This window comes from Micromonospora sp. NPDC005220, from assembly GCF_040607895.1.
Classification (GTDB): Bacteria; Actinomycetota; Actinomycetes; order Mycobacteriales; family Micromonosporaceae; genus Micromonospora.
In genome coordinates, this window is record NZ_JBEXHP010000071.1 from 1 (window position 1) to 14,612 (window position 14,612).

The window sequence follows — 14,612 nt, forward strand, 5'->3', positions numbered from 1 at the left end:
GACGCGTTGGTGCTGGCCGCGGCGGGCACCCGGGACGCGCGGGCGCGCCGCTCGGTGGGCCGGGTCGCCGGTGCGCTCGGGGCGGAGTTCGGGGTGCCCTGCCGGGTGGCGTACGCGTCCGCGGCTCCACCGGCGGCCGGCGTGGCGGTGTCCCGGCTACGGGCGTCCGGCGCGCGCCGGGTCGCGGTGTCCGCGTACTTCCTGGCGCCGGGGCTGTTTCACGACGCGGTGGCCGAGGCAGCCCGGGCGGCGGGCGCGGTGGCGGTCGCCGCGCCGCTGACCGACGCACCGGAGTTGGTCGAGTTGGTGCTGCGGCGGGTCGACGACCGGCCGGTGCTGGCGTCGACGGGGTGACCCGCGCCGGTGCGGTGATCCGGTGCCGGACAGCGGAACGCCCCGGTGGGCGAACCCACCGGGGCGTACAGCGTGTCGTTGGGGATCAGGCGGTGTGAGCGCGCAGCACCCGGAGACCGCCGCGCCGCTTGACAGCGCGCCGCTCCTCCTCGCTCATTCCGCCCCAGACGCCGGCGTCCTGACCAGACTCGAGTGCCCACTGCAGGCACTGGTCGGTCACGGAGCAGCGCCGGCAGACGGCCTTGGCCTGCTCGACCTGCAGGAGAGCCGGTCCGGACGTCCCAATCGGGAAGAACAGCTCCGGGTCCTCGTCGCGGCAGACAGCATGGTGACGCCAGTCCATGGCGGCAACACTCCTCATTCTGGATGGGTGGCAAATATTGCTTGTCGTGCTTTTCCTATATGCATCAGCAATGCCGAGGTGACAGTTAGCGTTCGTCTATTCGGCAGTGCGTGAGCAGGCGGTTAGCGCCGGGGACCTGCTGGAACAGCTCAACCTGACGAGCGTATCCAAGCAATGTCCCGGTAACTCAAGTTCGCTTGTGAATACTTTCACGAACAGTCGTGATGTCAAGGGTGACGCTCGGAAAAACTCCGGGCGGTGAGCAAGCCCACAACCCATATGTCCGGGTTCCAGTGCTTTCCTGGTTACCCGCCGTGCCACAGCCGAGGATCAATATAGTACAGTCCGCGTGACATTGCTGACATTTCCGGCGCCTGCCCCTCGGTGTGGCGGCGACCAGGTCGAGCGGTTGTGGCCACCGTGTCGACCAAGGGCAGTACCCGAGACCTAGCAGATTACTCTCAGTGCGGCGGGAACGGAGGTGAATCTGACTTTCTCCCGCTCGCCGAGATAGTCCCCGTCCAGCTGGAACGCCTGCGGGCGGCTGGAGACCAGCGTGAACTCCGCTGTGTCATGGAGCCGTAACACCTGCCGACCGTGCGGATTCGGTTGCCGGGACAGGAACTGCGTCACTGTCCGTGTTGTGCTAGCCACCCGGAGCTGACGCAACGCCAGCACATCCAGCCCGAGATCGAACGACGCCGCCGGGTTCGGGTTGACCTCCCGGTCGCCCAGGTACGTCCAGGGCGCCGTGTTCTGGATGATGACGGTGGCCAGCTCGGCCTCCGCCGGCTCGCCCGGCCGCTCCAGGACGATCGCCGGGTGCCGCCGGTCCGAGGCGAAGAAGTACTGGTTCATGATCGAACGCAGGTAGAGCGACGGCGTGGACACCCGTCCCTTCCGCCGGGCCTGCTCCACCCGGTGGATCACCGCGGCGTCCAGGCCGAACCCGGCGCAGAAGGTGAAGTAGCGGTCGTCGGCGCGGCCCAGCCCCACCGTCCGGCTGCGGCCCAGCCGCAGCCCTTCCAGGATCATGCTGGTCGCCTCCGGCCACTCCCGGGGCAGACCCACCGCGCGGGCGAACACGTTGGTCGAGCCACCGGGGACGGTCGCCAGCGCGGGCAGCCGCTCGGCCAACGACGCATCGCCGGCACCAGTCGGCGGTTCGGCCGTCATCAGGCCGTTCACCACCTCGTTCACCGTGCCGTCGCCACCGAGGGTGACGACCAGGTCGACCCCCTCCGCGGCTGCCTCCCGGGCCAGCGCCATGGCGTGCCCGCGCCGACGGGTGTAGCGCACACTGAGATCGACTTCACTGCGCAGCGCCCGGACGAGCACGTCCCGGCTGCGTTCGCTGGTGGTGGTGGCCTTTGGATTGACCACCAGGACGGCCCGCATGGGCGGCACTGTACCTCCCGGTAGCCCGGGTATCGTGGCGCGCGTGACCATCGACTCGGCCCCGATCCCCGTCACGCTCCGCTGGGCGGTCCGGCTGCTCTGGGCGGAGGCGGCCGTCGTCGGGCTGATCGCCGTCTGGCTGGTCTGGGCCGACCTCACGGCCACCCGCTCCGACCTGCTGGCGGCGTTGCTGGTGACCGGTTTCGCGATCGGGGCGGCCGTCGTGCTCTCGGCGCTGGGCCGCGCGCTGCTGCGCCGTCAGGCGGGCGCACGCGCCCCCGCGATCGTGCTTCAGCTGATGCTGCTGCCGATCGGGTGGTTCATGATCCAGGCTGGGCTGGGCTGGCTGGGCGTACCGGTGATGGCCCTCGGCCTGGGCGTGGGCTGGCTGCTGGTCTGCCCTCCGACGACCCGGGCCCTCGGCTTCGAGTGACCGCGACGGCGGGTCGGGTCGGTCAGTAGCCGCCGGAGCGGCGGGTGAGCAGCGCGATCGTGGCCCGACCGTCGGCGGACGTCGCGGACGCCGAGGTGGTCAGCGCGGTGAGCACCTTCCAGGCGAAGGACGACTCGGCGGGCAGGGTGGCACCGCGCACGGTCGGCACTGTCACCTCGACGGTCAGCGCGTCCTCGGTGACCGCGAAGCGGCACTCCAACTCGGCGTCGCGGGTGGCGATGGCGAGCAGCATGGCGCACGCCTCGTCGACAGCGATCCGCAGATCCTCGATCTCGTCGAGCGCGAACTGCAACCGGGCCGCGAGACCGGCGGTGGCGGTGCGAAGCACGCCGAGATAACCGCCGTCGGCAGGCACCGTGAGGTGCACCACGTCATCGTCGGTCGCTGGCTGGCCAGTCAGTTGAGTCACGCCTCATCCCCCCGGTCGGGGACTCTACCCGGTCAGTCGTCGGTACGCGTGCCGGCGGTGGTGGCACGGTCGGCCAGCTCGCGGAGCGCGTCGCCGCTGAGCCGGTAGGGAACCCACTCGCTCATCTGCTCGGCGCCGATCGAGGCGTAGAAGCCGGCGGCCGGATTCCAGTCGATCATCCACCACTCCAGCCGTTGGTAGCCGCGTCGTACGCAGATGTCGGCCAGGGTGGCGAGCAGCAGTCGACCGGCTCCGGTGCCCCGGGCGGCCGGCCGGACGTAGAGGTCCTCCAGGTAGATGCCGTGCACGCCGGCCCAGGTGGAGAAGTTGAGGAACCACAGCGCGAAGCCGACCGGCTGGTCGTGCTCGTCCACCGCGACGTGCCCGAAGAGCGCCGGAGCGGTCGTACGACCGCTCCAGCTCGGCGCGTCTGACGCCACGCCGCGACCTGGAGGAGCAGTCGGGAAGAGGGTCGAGGTCAGCTGCTCGGCGGTGAGGTGGCACTGCTCCGGGGCACGTTCGTACTCGGCCAGCTCGTGCACCATGGCGACGACGGCCGGCACGTCCTCGGGACGTGCCGGCCGGATCGTCGGGATGACCGGGAAGGTCACGCCTTCTTGGTCTCCCAGAAGATCTTCGAGATCTCGTCGATCTTCGCGAGCAGCTTGTCGGCGGTGGCCGGGTCGAGGCTGCCCTTGACGCCACTGGCGCCGGCGAGCTTGGTGGCCTCGTTGAACAGGTTGTGCAGGTTCGGGTACTTCTCGAAGTGCGGCGGCTTGAAGTAGTCGGTCCAGAGCACCCAGAGGTGGTGCTTGACCAGCTCGGCGCGCTGCTCCTTGATGATGACGGCGCGGGTGCGGAACTCCGGGTCGGTGTTCGACTGGTACTTCTCGCAGATCATTTTGACCGACTCGGCCTCGATCCGGGCCTGCGCCGGGTCGTAGACACCGCACGGTAGGTCGCAGTGAGCGCTCGCGGTGACGCGGGGCGCAAGGATGCGCGGAAGTCGCATCGGGATCCTCCATGGGAAGTTTGCGATGATCAAAGGCGACATTACTCCTGGGATGCTCCCCGAACCGGGTGGAGGTGAAACCAGTGGCCACCGATCACCCGGCTGAGGTGCCCCGGTTGCGGAGGCCGCTGACCGCGGTTCTGGTGACCGGCCCGTCCATGGCCCCGACGCTGCGGCACGGCGACGCGGTGCTGGTTCGCCCCGGTGGCCGCCCGATCCGAGCCGGCGACGTGGTGGTCGCGGTCTTCCGGACCCGGCCGGAGCTGCTGGTCGTCAAGCGTGCGGTCCGGCCGCAGGACGGCGGCTGGTGGCTGCGTGGCGACAACGACCTGATCACCGATGACTCCCGGGCGTACGGGGTGGCCGACGTACGTGGACGGGTGGTGGCCCGCTACTGGCCGCGCCCCGGACGGGTTCCTCGTCGTCAGTTATGACCCTGCTCACATCCGAGGGGTGGTGTCGACACTATGCTCGGAAAGTGCCCGGGTGACCCCCCGCACCGCGTGCCACCGCTCGCCGCCCACCTCGCGGCGTGGCCGGCCGCCTCACATCTGCTCGACAGATCCTGGAGTCACCACCATGTCTTCGTCCACCGTGGACCCCGCTGATCCCGTCTTCCAACTGCACCGGGGCGGCAAGATGGCCGTCACCTCGACGGTGCCGCTCACCAGCCGGGAGGACCTTTCCCTGGCGTACACCCCGGGGGTGGCCCGGGTGTGTGAGGCGATCGCCGCCGACCCCGCCCTGGTGGACGACTACACCTGGGTGTCGCACACGGTCGCGGTGGTCACCGACGGCTCGGCGGTGCTCGGGCTGGGCAACATCGGCCCCCGAGCCGCGCTGCCGGTGATGGAGGGCAAGGCGGTGCTGTTCAAGCAGTTCGCCGGGGTGGACGCGGTGCCGGTCTGCCTGGACACCCAGGACGTGGACGAGATCGTCGCGGTGGTGCGGGCGCTGGCCCCCTCGTTCGGTGGGATCAATCTGGAGGACATCAGCGCGCCGCGCTGCTTCGAGGTCGAGCGTCGGCTCGACGAGGCGCTGGACATCCCGGTCTTCCACGACGACCAGCACGGCACGGCGATCGTGGTGCTCGCCGCGCTGCGTAACGCCGCGCTGTTGCTCGACCGCAAGCTCGGTGACCTGCGGGTGACGGTGAGCGGCGCGGGCGCGGCCGGCGTGGCCGTGACGAAGATGCTGATCGCCGGGGGCGTCAACCCCGACCAGGTGGTGGTCTGTGACTCCAAGGGGATCATCGGCCGGCACCGCACCGAGCTGACCGGCACCAAGGCCGAGCTGGCGGCGAGCACCAACGCCGACGGCCGGCACGGCGACATCACCGAGGCGCTGCGCGACGCGGACGTGCTGGTCGGGGTCTCCGGCGGGCAGATCCCGGAGGCGGCGGTGGCCGGGATGGCGCCGGGCGGAATCGTGTTCGCGTTGGCGAACCCCACCCCCGAGGTGCACCCCGAGGTGGCGGCCCGGCACGTCGCGGTCGTCGCCACCGGGCGCAGCGACTACCCCAACCAGATCAACAACGTGCTGGCCTTTCCCGGGGTGTTCCGCGGCGCCCTGGACGCTGGCGCCACCCGGATCACCGAGGCGATGAAGGTCGCCGCCGCGGACGCCATCGCCGGTGTGGTGGCGGAATCCCTGACCGCCGACGCCATCGTGCCGTCCCCGCTCGACCCGCGGGTCGCACCGGCCGTGGCCGAGGCGGTCGCCGAAGCCGCCCGCCGCGACGGCGTCGCCCGCCGCTAGATCGCACAGGCCGGGGGCGTTCCGCCGCAGCACGCGCCGCCGGCTTGCGCGTCCGCGTGGGCCGGGGCGCTCCGGAACAGCACGCGCCGCCGGCCTGTGTGTCAGGCACCTTCTTAACGAGCGCTCAGCTTGTTACCGTGCCGATCATGCGTGCTGCCTTTGCCTCCCGTTTCGACGACGCCGACCCGCTCGCCGCGCTCACCGTCGGCGAGCGGCCCGAGCCGACCCCTCCGGCCGACGACTGGGTGACCGTGCAGTTGCGGGCCACCTCGCTCAACCACCACGACCTCTGGTCGTTGCGCGGGGTGGGTCTCACCGATGCCCAACTGCCGATGATCCTCGGCTGCGACGCCGTCGGGCTGGACCCGCAGGGGAATCCGGTGGTCGTGTACCCGGTGGTCGTCACTCCCGGTGACCCACGCGGGGTTTCCATCCTCTCCGAGCACTTCCCCGGGACGCTCGCCGAGCGGGTGGCCGTACCCCGGTCGAACCTGATCCCGTTGCCCGACGGCATGGCGGCGACCGACGCGGCGTGCCTGCCCACGGCCTGGCTGACCGCCTGGCGGATGCTGACCACCAAGGGCCGCGTCGCGGACGCCGACAGCGTGCTGGTCCAGGGCGCGGGCGGGGGCGTGGCCACCGCGGCCGTCGCGCTCGCCGTCGCGATGGGCAAGCGGGTGTACGCGACCAGCCGCGACGCCGCCAAGCGGGACCGGATCTCGGCCCTCGGCGCCACCGCCTTCGAGCCCGGTGCCCGGCTGCCGGAACGGGTGGATGTGGTGATCGAGACGGTCGGCGCGGCCACCTTCGACCACTCGCTGAAGTCGGCCGCGCCGATGGCCCGGATCGTGGTCTCCGGCGCGACCGCCGGGCACCAGCCGTCGGTCAACCTGCGCCGGGTCTTCGCGATGCAGTTGGAGATCCTGGGCACGTCGATGGGCACCCCGGGCGAGCTGTACGAGTTGCTGGCGTTCTGCGCCGAGAACGAGGTCCGCCCGGTGGTGGACAGCGTCGTCCCGTTCAGCCGGGTCGAGGACGCCTTCGCCCGCCTGCACTCCGGTGACGCCTTCGGCAAGATCGTCATCGACCACACCGCCTGACGCCCGGCGCCCGCTGCGGGCGTTCGCGTCAAGATCCGCGCAACATCGGGGAAACTGCTGCCTCGGCACGCCGGGAGGCAGCAACATCCCCGATGTTGCGCGGATCTTCGGTTGGTCGACCGGGGGACCTCAGAGATGGTCGTCGAAGGTGGCGATGTCGCCGCGTGTCGCGTCGGTGGAGATGCGCTTCTTGGCGTCCGCGTCGCCGTAGAGCGACCAGCGCAGGAACTCGACCGAGGTGTCCGAGACGACCCGCAGGGTCGCCCCGTCGCTGAGCAGCGCCCGCCCGTGGTCGCCCTTGGGCAGGCTCAGCATCGCCTTCGGCCAGGGCACCTTGTCGTACGCGGCCTTGCCCGCCGCGTACTCGACCACCTCGTCCAACTCGCCGTGCACGAACAGCTGCGGTGCGGCCGCGCCGGCGAACGCGGTGCCCACGCCGAGCGCCGTGCCGGCGAACACCACACCCGAGTCCAGCCGTTCGTCCCGACTGGCGGTGAAGAGGCCGATGGTGGTCACCCCGCCCGCCGAGTGCCCGGCCGCGGCCACCCGCTCGCCGTCCAACCGGCCACGCAACGCGTCGCCGGCCTTGCCGTCCAACGCCAGCACCTGATCCAACGCGTACGACACGTCGGCGGGCTGGTTGAGCACGTCGAGGACGTTGTTGTCAGCGCCCCGGGAGGTGTGCGGGAAGGTCGGCGCGGCCACCACGAAACCCGCCGCCGCCCAGCGGGTCAGCAGCGTGGCGTAGTCGTCCGGCCGCCCACCCAGGCCGTGACTGAACATCACCACCGGGAACCGGCCCTCCGCCGCCGTCGCCGACCGCTTGGCCGCGCCGCCGGACTGCCCGGCCGCCGGGTACCAGAGCGTCGTCGGCAGCGCGCGGCCGTCCCGGTTCAGCTTCAGCTGGCGTACGCCGACTGCGAAGGCGCGTTCCGGGGCCTTTCCGGCCGGGACCTGCGGTGTCGGCGTGGCAGCGGTCTTCGGCTCGGCCGGCGGCGCCTGCCCGCTCTGGCTCGGGCCGGCGTCCGCTGAGCAGCCGACCAGACCGGCCAGGAGCACGGCGCTGGCCATCAGTGCGGGAGTGAGACGACGCGACATGAATCCGATTGTGCCTTGCCCGACAGACCTGCCCGGCGGACTTCGGCGCGGTGTGCCCGCCCGCTCACCCAACTCGTGCGGCAAACGCACTCAGGCCGCGGCACGGTCGGTGAGCGGGCGACGCCGTCGTGCGGTGTCGGTCAGTGCGCGCGGCGGAAAGGCGGCGTTGGGGTTGTACCGGTTCGTACCGGGCGGAACGATCTCGTCGATCCGGTCGAGGACCGCGTCGTCCAGGGTGAGCGCGGCACCCTTGAGCAGATCCTCCAGCTGTGGCATGGTTCGCGGTCCGATGATCGCCGAGGTGACCGCCGGGTGGGCCACGGTGAAGGCGATGGCGAGCTGCGGGAGCGTGCAGCCGATGCTCGCCGCCAGGTCCACGAGCTGCTCGACGATAGTGAGCTTGGCGGCGTTCTCGGCGATCGCGGGGTCGAACTGCGCCGGCCGGAGCACGGCACGCCCGGTGGACAGGTCGATGGGCTGGTCCTTGCGGTACCTACCGCTGAGGAACCCGAACGCGAGCGGGCTCCAGACCAGCACTCCCATGCCGTAGCGCTGGCAGACCGGCAGGGTGGAGGCCTCGACGCCGCGGGCCAGGATCGAGTACGGCGGCTGTTCGGTCCGCAGGCGCCCGAGATTGCGACGCTCGGACACCTGATGCGCCTCGACGATCTCCTCGGCCGGGAAGGTCGAGCAGCCAAAAGCGCGGATCTTTCCCGCGCGTACGAGGTCGGTGAGCACCGAGAGCGTCTCCTCGATGTCGGTCGAGGGGTCGGGCCGGTGGATCTGGTAGAGGTCGATCCAGTCGGTGTTCAACCGCCGGAGGCTCCCCTCGACGGCCTTGAGGATCCACCGCCGCGAGTTGCCGCCCTGGTTGGGTCCCTCGCCCATCGGAAAGTGCACCTTGGTGGCGAGCACGACGTCGTCCCGGCGGCCCCGCAGCGCCTTGCCCACGATCTCCTCGGACTCGCCCCGGCCGTACATGTCAGCGGTGTCGATGATGTTGATGCCCTGGTCGAGGGCGGTGTGGATGATGCGGACGCAGTCGTCGTGGTCGGGGTTGCCGACGGCACCGAACATCATGGTTCCGAGGCAGTGGGTACTGACCTCGATGCCGGTGCCGCCGAGCGTGCGGTAACGCATGTCAATGCTCCTCGGTGACTCAGTAGCGATCACGAGGCACCCTAGGAGCTCGAGTCGACTCGAGGTCAACCCTCGTTACGCTGCTCGGCATGGCAGCGGACGCCGTGAGTCTGAGCATCGGGCAGGTCGCCGAACGCACCGGCTTGAGCGTGCACACCCTCCGCTTCTACGAGCAGGAGGGCCTCTTCGTCAGCCCCATCCGCCGTGGGCCTGGTGGGCGGCGGAGCTACAGCCAGGACGACGTGGACTGGCTGACCGTCTGCATCATCCTTCGCGCCTCCGGCATGCCGCTGCCCGCGCTCCGCCGGTACGCCGAACTCGTCCGCGAGGGTGCCGGCAACGAGGAGGAACGACTCGCGCTCCTGCGCGAGCACCACGGGCGGGTCACTGACCAGATCGGCAGGCTCACCCAGTGCCTGGACCTGATCACCTTCAAGGTCGCGGTGTACGAAGATCTGCTCGACCAGGATGGGCGCGCAGCTGGGCCAGGTCGTCGAAGTCCTTCGCGCGGCGGGGACGATCCGGCATCCACACCGGGTACATCTGTTTGAACTCGATCTGGGCCGCCACCGAGATGGTCGGCGCGGTGAGCGGACCGATCCGGCCGGGTGGGGCGTCCAGCATCCCCGCCGGCAGCGGGGTGCCGGCCCAGGCCCCGGAGCCGACCGTCGGCCGGCCGGCGGCGTCCCGACCCAGGTACGCGAAGCTGACCTCCACGTCGGCGGCGAACAGGTCGAGCTGCGACTCCACCGGCATTCCCGGGTCGGGAAGCCAGCCCCCGGCCACCAGCAGGTCGGCCAGCCGGCCCGCGTCGTCACGCCAGCAGTACCAGTCGACGTCGAGGTGCGGGCGGGTCACCGTGCCGAGCTGGAAGTCCATCGCCCAGCCGCCGCGCAGCCACACCGGGATGCCACCCGCCCCGGCCACCGCGATCACCTCGGCGATGCTCGCCAACTGCCGGCGCGCAAGCTCGTCCACCGGACGACCGTACCGGGGTGGGCCCGGGTCAGTGGGCCGGGCGGGACTCGTAACGGGTCAGGGTGGGGGTGCGGGCGTCGGCGGGGAGGCGGGCACCGGCGGCCCGGTCGCCGTAGAGGGTCCAGCGCAGGAAGTCGGTGGTGGTGGCGAGGACCGGGGCGAAAGCCGGGTGGCCCGGCGTGAGGTACGCGCCGTGGTCCTGGCCGAGCAGGCTGAGGAACACGGCCGGCCCGGGGGTACGCGCGTACGCGGCCCGGCCGACAGTCACCGGCACCACCGGGTCGGCGGTGCCGTGCACGAAGAGCATCGGCGCGGCCGGCCCGGCGAAGCTGCCCGGCAACCCGCCGCCGGCGATCACGATCCCGGCGCGCAGCCGGGCCGGGTGGCCCTCGCTGAACATGCCGCAGGTGGTGAAGCCGCCCGCCGAGTGCCCGGCGGCGGCGACCGAGGTGAGGTCGAGGTGCCCGGAGAGAGGGTCGACGCGACTCCGGTCGAGGCCGCTCAGATATCGGATCAGTCGCCAGGCGTCGGCCGGCTGGTGGCGTACGTCGGCTCGGGTGAAGTGCGCGGCACCCTGTCGGGTGTGCGGGTAGGCGGGTGCGGCCACCACGAAACCGGCCGCCGCCCAGCGGGTGGTCAGGCCGGCGTGCAGCTCGGGCCGGCTACCCAGGCCGTGGCTGTAGATCACCACCGGGAACCGCCCGGCCGCCACCTGATCGGTCGACGTCGGGTACCAGATCGTCACCGGCAGCGGACGCGCCGAGCGCGGATCGAGGGTGAGCGTACGCACGCCGACGGCGTACGACCCCTCGGGCGCCCGACGCGCCGACACCGGCCCGGCGGCCTCGCCGGCCACGGCGGTAGCTGGCGCACAACCTGCCAGCAGCACTGTCACCAGTACGGCCATCAGCCGGCCCGCCCCCATCGTTCCACGGTAGGTGGCCGGGTGGGCGTAGCGGCCCCGCCGTCCGGTTCGGGTGCGCCCGCCACCCGGTCGGGTCCCCCCGCCGGCCGGGTCCACCTCTGGGACGCCGTGGGCCGGGGACGGTGCGGCGTGACCAGCTTCGCTATGGTCACCGACATGCCTGAGAACTACACGGACCCCAGCGGCAACACGGAGGCGTTCCGCGCCTTCAACCAGACGCCGGACGCTGCGGCGCCGACGGAGGCCCCGTCCCGCCTGCCGCTCATCATCGGTGCGGCAGTGGTCGTCGTCGTGCTGGTGGCACTCGTCGCCTGGTTGGCGACTGGCTGACCGAGTCGCCTGGTTGGCGACTGGCTGACCGAGTCGCCTGGTTGGCGATCGGTTGATCGGGACTTACCATTTCGCGCGCACCCTCGGGCCTCCCGGGGGTGCGCGCCTCGGTGGCGTCAGGCCGCCCCGATCACGTCAGTGGTCTGCCGGGCGATTTCCCGCTCCTCGTCGGTGTGGATGACGCAGACGCTCACCTCGGCGCCATCGGGCGAGATCAACCGGTCGCCCTCGCCGTCGTTGCGGGCGTCGTCCACTGTGATGCCGAGCCGGCCCAGGCCGGCCAGCGCAGCGGCCCGTACCGGCGCGGCGTGCTCGCCCACCCCGGCGGTGAAGGCGATCGCGTCGACCCGGCCGAGCAGCGCGTAGTACGCCCCGACGTAGCCGGTGATGCGCCGGCAGTACACGTCGAAGGCCAGCGCCGCCGCCCGGTCACCGGCCGCCCGGCGTTCGAGCACCTCGCGCATGTCGTTCACGCCGGTTAGGCCGAGCAGACCGCTGCGCTGGTTGAGCAGGTTGTCGATGTCGTCCACCGACATCCCACCCTCGCGGCGCAGGTGGAAGATCACTGTCGGGTCCACGTCACCGCTGCGAGTGCCCATCACCAGCCCCTCCAACGGGGACATGCCCATCGAGGTGGCGACGCTGCGACCGTTCTCCACCGCGCAGGCGCTGGCCCCGTTGCCCAGGTGCAGGGTGATCGTGTTGACCTGCTCGTACGGGCGGCCCAGCAGCTCGGCCGTGCGGCGGGACACGTACGCGTGTGAGGTGCCGTGGAAGCCGTACCGGCGGATGCCGTACCGCTCGGCGGTGTCCCGGTCGATCGCGTACGTCGCGCCGGCCTCCGGCAGGGTGTGGTGGAACGCGGTGTCGAAGACGGCGACCTGCGGGACGTCCGGCAGCGCCGCGCGGGCCACCTCGATGCCGGCCAGATTGGCCGGGTTGTGCAGCGGGGCGAGCGGCACAAGGTCCCGGATCGCGGTCAGCACCGCGTCGTCGATCAGCACCGGCGCACTGAACTTCCGGCCGCCGTGCACCACCCGGTGCCCGACCGCGGCCAGCCCGGTCAGGTCCAGCCCGGCCAGGATCTGCTGAACCGCCTCGGTGTGGTCCTTCGGGCCGCCGCCGGGCTCACCGATCCGCTCGACGGTGCCGCGGTCGAGTACCCGGTCACCGTCGTAGCGGCGCCACTTCACCGACGACGACCCGCAGTTGAGCACCAGCACCTGACTCACGACGCCTCCTCGGTGGCCGCCTGGATGGCGGTGATCGCCACCGTGTTGACGATGTCCGGCACTCCCGCGCCCCGGGACAGGTCGTTGACCGGTCGGCGCAGTCCCTGCATGACCGGGCCGACGGCGACCGCCCCGGCGGAACGCTGCACCGCCTTGTACGTGTTGTTGCCGGTGTTCAGGTCCGGAAAGATGAAGACCGTGGCGTGGCCGGCGACCGGGCTGCCCGGCAGCTTCGTCGCCGCCACCGCCGGGTCGATCGCCGCGTCGTACTGGATGGGCCCCTCGACCAGCAGGTCGGGCCGGCGCTCCCGCACCAGCGCGGTGGCCGCGGCGACCTTCTCCACGTCCGCGCCGGCACCGGAGCTGCCGGTGGAGTACGACAGCATGGCCACCCGGGGTTCGATGCCGAACCGGGCGGCGGTGTCGGCCGACGAGATCGCGATGTCGGCGAGCTGGGCCGCGTCCGGGTCGCGGTTGACCGCGCAATCGCCGTAGACCAGCACCCGGTCGGCGAGCAGCATGAAGAAGACGCTGGAGGCCACCGAGACGTCCGGCAGCGTACGGATGATCTCGAACGCCGGCCGGATGGTCGCGGCGGTGGTGTGCGTCGCGCCGGAGACCATGCCGTCGGCTCGGCCGGTGGCCACCATCAGGGTCCCGAAGTAGTTGGGCTGCGCCACGATGTCGTACGCCAACTCGGCGGTGACGCCCCGGTGGGCGCGCAGCCGGGCGTACTCGGCGGCGAAGTCGTCGCGCCACCCGCTGGTGCCCGGGTCGACCAGGTGCGCGTCGCCGAGGTCGATGCCCAGCTCCCGGGTGCGCCGGGCGATGTCGTCAGGCCGGCCGAGCAGGGTCAGCTCGGCCACTCCACGGCGCTGCAGGATCTCTGCCGCGCGCAGGATCCGCTCGTCGGTGCCCTCCGGCAGCACCAGGTGCCGGGGCTTCGAGCGGGCCCTGTCGATCAGTTCGTTCTCGAACATCAACGGGGTGACCCGCGTCGACCGGCTGACCCGCAGCCGACGGGCCAGGTCGTCGGTGTCCACACAGCGCTCGAACGCGCCGAGCGCGGCCTCCACCTTGCGGGGATTGGCGGCGCTGGGCCGGCCCTCGATGCGACTGGAGGCGGCCACCGTGTCGTAGCTGTCGCTGCGTACCGAAAGCACCGCCAGCCCGGTGTTCAGCCCCTCCACCAGCCGCATGACCCGGGGGTCGGGCTGCTCGCCGAGGGTGAGCACCAGCCCGGCCACCGACACCTGCCCGGCCACGTGCGCGGCGCTCGCGGCGACGAGCAGGTCGGCCCGGTCCCCCGGGGTGATCACGAGAGCGCCCTCGGTGAGGTGGCCCAGCAGCGTCGGCACATGCGCCGCGCCGACCACGAAGTCCAGCACGTCGCGACCGAGCGCGGCGTCGTCCCCGGCCAGCAGGGTGGCGCCGAGCGCCGCAGCCACCTCGGCCACCGTCGGCGCCGACACGCTCGGCACCTCCGGGATGGCGTACGCGGGCACCGGCAGGTCGGGCAGCGTCATCGGCTCGGCCACCCGGTTGGCGATCACCGCGAGCACTGTCGCGCCGAGGTCGGCCAGATCGTGGTACGCCCCCCGCACGGCCGACGCGACCGCCGCCGGCTCCTGCCCGAAGCCGTCCACCACCGGCACCACCACGCTGCCGAACTCGGTGGCCAGCCGGGCGTTGAAGGCCAGTTCACGGGGGCGGGCCGGGTCGCCCGGGTCGTCGAAGTCGCTGCCCACCACGACCACCGCCGGGCACTGCCGCTCCACCGCCCGGTAGCGCTCGACGATGACGGAGATCAGCTCCTCCCGGCGGCCGTCGGCGACCAGCGTGGCGGCTTGGGCGTACGTCGCGCCGGCCAGGTCGGCGAGCGGCAGCTCCACCCGGTACCGCTCGCTGAGCAGGGCGAGAATCGGGTCCGGAACGGTGTCGGCGACCAGCGGCCGGAACACGCCGATCCGCCCCACCTGTCGCGACAGCAGCTCGGCGAGCCCGAGGGCGATTGTCGACTTGCCTCCACCCAACCCCACGCTGGTCAGATACACGCTGCGCGCCACGGCCTCACGCTACAA

General features: G+C 71.6%; 18 protein-coding genes. 7 read left to right on the plus strand and 11 right to left on the minus strand.

The annotated features are described in order from the left end of the window. The coding region (locus ABZU52_RS22755) for a CbiX/SirB N-terminal domain-containing protein (RefSeq protein WP_354973003.1) at nt 1-354 on the plus strand (354 nt) is incomplete at its 5' end. Between the two features lie 85 nt (nt 355-439). On the opposite strand, the gene ABZU52_RS22760 is transcribed toward ABZU52_RS22755, so the two are convergent. Both ABZU52_RS22760 and ABZU52_RS22765 read right to left on the minus strand, forming a co-directional pair. Then, a complete protein-coding gene (locus ABZU52_RS22760; protein ID WP_130404257.1) occupies nt 440-697 on the minus strand; it encodes a WhiB family transcriptional regulator in 258 nt (85 codons plus the stop codon). A gap of 447 nt (nt 698-1,144) precedes the next feature. Then, nucleotides 1,145-2,095: a diacylglycerol kinase family protein gene (locus tag ABZU52_RS22765; RefSeq protein WP_354973004.1), complete on the minus strand. Its 951-nt coding sequence runs from the start codon at nt 2,093-2,095 to the stop codon at nt 1,145-1,147. A 43-nt stretch (nt 2,096-2,138) separates the two neighbouring features. On the opposite strand from ABZU52_RS22765, the gene ABZU52_RS22770 reads away from it, so the two are divergent. After that, complete coding sequence (locus ABZU52_RS22770) at nt 2,139-2,528, plus strand: hypothetical protein (RefSeq protein WP_354973005.1); 390 nt, start codon at nt 2,139-2,141, stop codon at nt 2,526-2,528. A 22-nt stretch (nt 2,529-2,550) separates the two neighbouring features. On the opposite strand, the gene ABZU52_RS22775 is transcribed toward ABZU52_RS22770, so the two are convergent. From ABZU52_RS22775 to sodN, 3 genes are all read right to left on the minus strand, one after another. After that, nucleotides 2,551-2,958: an ATP-binding protein gene (locus tag ABZU52_RS22775; RefSeq protein ID WP_030336681.1), complete on the minus strand. Its 408-nt coding sequence runs from the start codon at nt 2,956-2,958 to the stop codon at nt 2,551-2,553. A gap of 32 nt (nt 2,959-2,990) precedes the next feature. Beyond that, nucleotides 2,991-3,503, minus strand: coding sequence for a GNAT family N-acetyltransferase (locus tag ABZU52_RS22780; protein ID WP_354973029.1), 513 nt, complete (start codon nt 3,501-3,503; stop codon nt 2,991-2,993). 62 nt (nt 3,504-3,565) lie between these two features. After that, on the minus strand, nt 3,566-3,970 hold the full coding sequence (sodN, locus tag ABZU52_RS22785; RefSeq protein ID WP_354973006.1) for a superoxide dismutase, Ni: 405 nt from the start codon (nt 3,968-3,970) through the stop codon (nt 3,566-3,568). A gap of 83 nt (nt 3,971-4,053) precedes the next feature. On the opposite strand from sodN, the gene ABZU52_RS22790 reads away from it, so the two are divergent. From ABZU52_RS22790 to ABZU52_RS22800, 3 genes are all read left to right on the plus strand, one after another. Then, nucleotides 4,054-4,404, plus strand: a complete 351-nt coding sequence (locus tag ABZU52_RS22790; protein WP_354973007.1) for a S24/S26 family peptidase — start codon at nt 4,054-4,056, stop codon at nt 4,402-4,404. 145 nt (nt 4,405-4,549) lie between these two features. Beyond that, complete coding sequence (locus ABZU52_RS22795) at nt 4,550-5,728, plus strand: NADP-dependent malic enzyme (protein WP_354973008.1); 1,179 nt, start codon at nt 4,550-4,552, stop codon at nt 5,726-5,728. Between the two features lie 137 nt (nt 5,729-5,865). Next, the gene (locus ABZU52_RS22800; RefSeq protein ID WP_354973009.1) at nt 5,866-6,828 is read left to right on the plus strand and encodes a zinc-binding dehydrogenase; all 963 of its coding nucleotides are present in this window, start codon (nt 5,866-5,868) and stop codon (nt 6,826-6,828) included. Between the two features lie 129 nt (nt 6,829-6,957). Here ABZU52_RS22800 and ABZU52_RS22805 read toward each other — a convergent pair whose 3' ends face one another. Together ABZU52_RS22805 and ABZU52_RS22810 are read right to left on the minus strand one after the other, a co-directional pair. Continuing rightward, on the minus strand, nt 6,958-7,926 hold the full coding sequence (locus tag ABZU52_RS22805; protein WP_354973010.1) for a chlorophyllase: 969 nt from the start codon (nt 7,924-7,926) through the stop codon (nt 6,958-6,960). Between the two features lie 90 nt (nt 7,927-8,016). Beyond that, a complete protein-coding gene (locus ABZU52_RS22810) occupies nt 8,017-9,066 on the minus strand; it encodes an aldo/keto reductase (RefSeq protein WP_354973011.1) in 1,050 nt (349 codons plus the stop codon). A gap of 89 nt (nt 9,067-9,155) precedes the next feature. On the opposite strand from ABZU52_RS22810, the gene ABZU52_RS22815 reads away from it, so the two are divergent. After that, the gene (locus ABZU52_RS22815) at nt 9,156-9,617 is read left to right on the plus strand and encodes a MerR family transcriptional regulator (protein ID WP_354973012.1); all 462 of its coding nucleotides are present in this window, start codon (nt 9,156-9,158) and stop codon (nt 9,615-9,617) included. On the opposite strand, the gene ABZU52_RS22820 is transcribed toward ABZU52_RS22815, so the two are convergent. After that, nucleotides 9,499-10,044 (minus strand): aminoglycoside adenylyltransferase, encoded by a 546-nt coding sequence (locus tag ABZU52_RS22820; RefSeq protein WP_354973013.1) that lies wholly within the window; start codon nt 10,042-10,044, stop codon nt 9,499-9,501. The two genes, ABZU52_RS22815 and ABZU52_RS22820, sit on opposite strands and share 119 nt — an antisense overlap. Before the next feature lie 28 nt (nt 10,045-10,072). Then, nucleotides 10,073-10,969, minus strand: coding sequence for an alpha/beta hydrolase (locus ABZU52_RS22825; protein WP_354973014.1), 897 nt, complete (start codon nt 10,967-10,969; stop codon nt 10,073-10,075). Between the two features lie 156 nt (nt 10,970-11,125). Here ABZU52_RS22825 and ABZU52_RS22830 point away from each other — a divergent pair, with 156 nt between their 5' ends. After that, entirely contained in the window at nt 11,126-11,299 is a 174-nt protein-coding gene (locus ABZU52_RS22830) for a hypothetical protein (protein ID WP_354973015.1), read from the plus strand. Between the two features lie 116 nt (nt 11,300-11,415). Here the strand turns inward: ABZU52_RS22830 and ABZU52_RS22835 are convergent, their stop codons facing one another. Together ABZU52_RS22835 and pta are read right to left on the minus strand one after the other, a co-directional pair. Continuing rightward, entirely contained in the window at nt 11,416-12,531 is a 1,116-nt protein-coding gene (locus ABZU52_RS22835) for an acetate kinase (RefSeq protein WP_354973016.1), read from the minus strand. After that, nucleotides 12,528-14,597, minus strand: coding sequence for a phosphate acetyltransferase (gene pta / locus ABZU52_RS22840; protein ID WP_354973017.1), 2,070 nt, complete (start codon nt 14,595-14,597; stop codon nt 12,528-12,530). Before pta ends, ABZU52_RS22835 begins: the two co-directional genes overlap by 4 nt. Nucleotides 14,598-14,612: the final 15 nt, after the last annotated feature.

Bases quoted from the DNA above. Each gene is read 5' to 3' on its own strand.
- ABZU52_RS22760 (WP_130404257.1), bottom strand. From the start codon at position 697: ATGGACTGGCGTCACCATGCTGTCTGCCGCGACGAGGACCCGGAGCTG.
- ABZU52_RS22765 (WP_354973004.1), bottom strand. From the start codon at position 2,095: ATGCGGGCCGTCCTGGTGGTCAATCCAAAGGCCACCACCACCAGCGAA.
- ABZU52_RS22780 (WP_354973029.1), bottom strand. From the start codon at position 3,503: ATGGTGCACGAGCTGGCCGAGTACGAACGTGCCCCGGAGCAGTGCCAC.
- sodN (WP_354973006.1), bottom strand. From the start codon at position 3,970: ATGCGACTTCCGCGCATCCTTGCGCCCCGCGTCACCGCGAGCGCTCAC.
- ABZU52_RS22795 (WP_354973008.1), top strand. From the start codon at position 4,550: ATGTCTTCGTCCACCGTGGACCCCGCTGATCCCGTCTTCCAACTGCAC.
- ABZU52_RS22805 (WP_354973010.1), bottom strand. From the start codon at position 7,926: ATGTCGCGTCGTCTCACTCCCGCACTGATGGCCAGCGCCGTGCTCCTG.
- ABZU52_RS22810 (WP_354973011.1), bottom strand. From the start codon at position 9,066: ATGCGTTACCGCACGCTCGGCGGCACCGGCATCGAGGTCAGTACCCAC.
- ABZU52_RS22815 (WP_354973012.1), top strand. From the start codon at position 9,156: ATGGCAGCGGACGCCGTGAGTCTGAGCATCGGGCAGGTCGCCGAACGC.
- ABZU52_RS22825 (WP_354973014.1), bottom strand. From the start codon at position 10,969: ATGGGGGCGGGCCGGCTGATGGCCGTACTGGTGACAGTGCTGCTGGCA.
- ABZU52_RS22830 (WP_354973015.1), top strand. From the start codon at position 11,126: ATGCCTGAGAACTACACGGACCCCAGCGGCAACACGGAGGCGTTCCGC.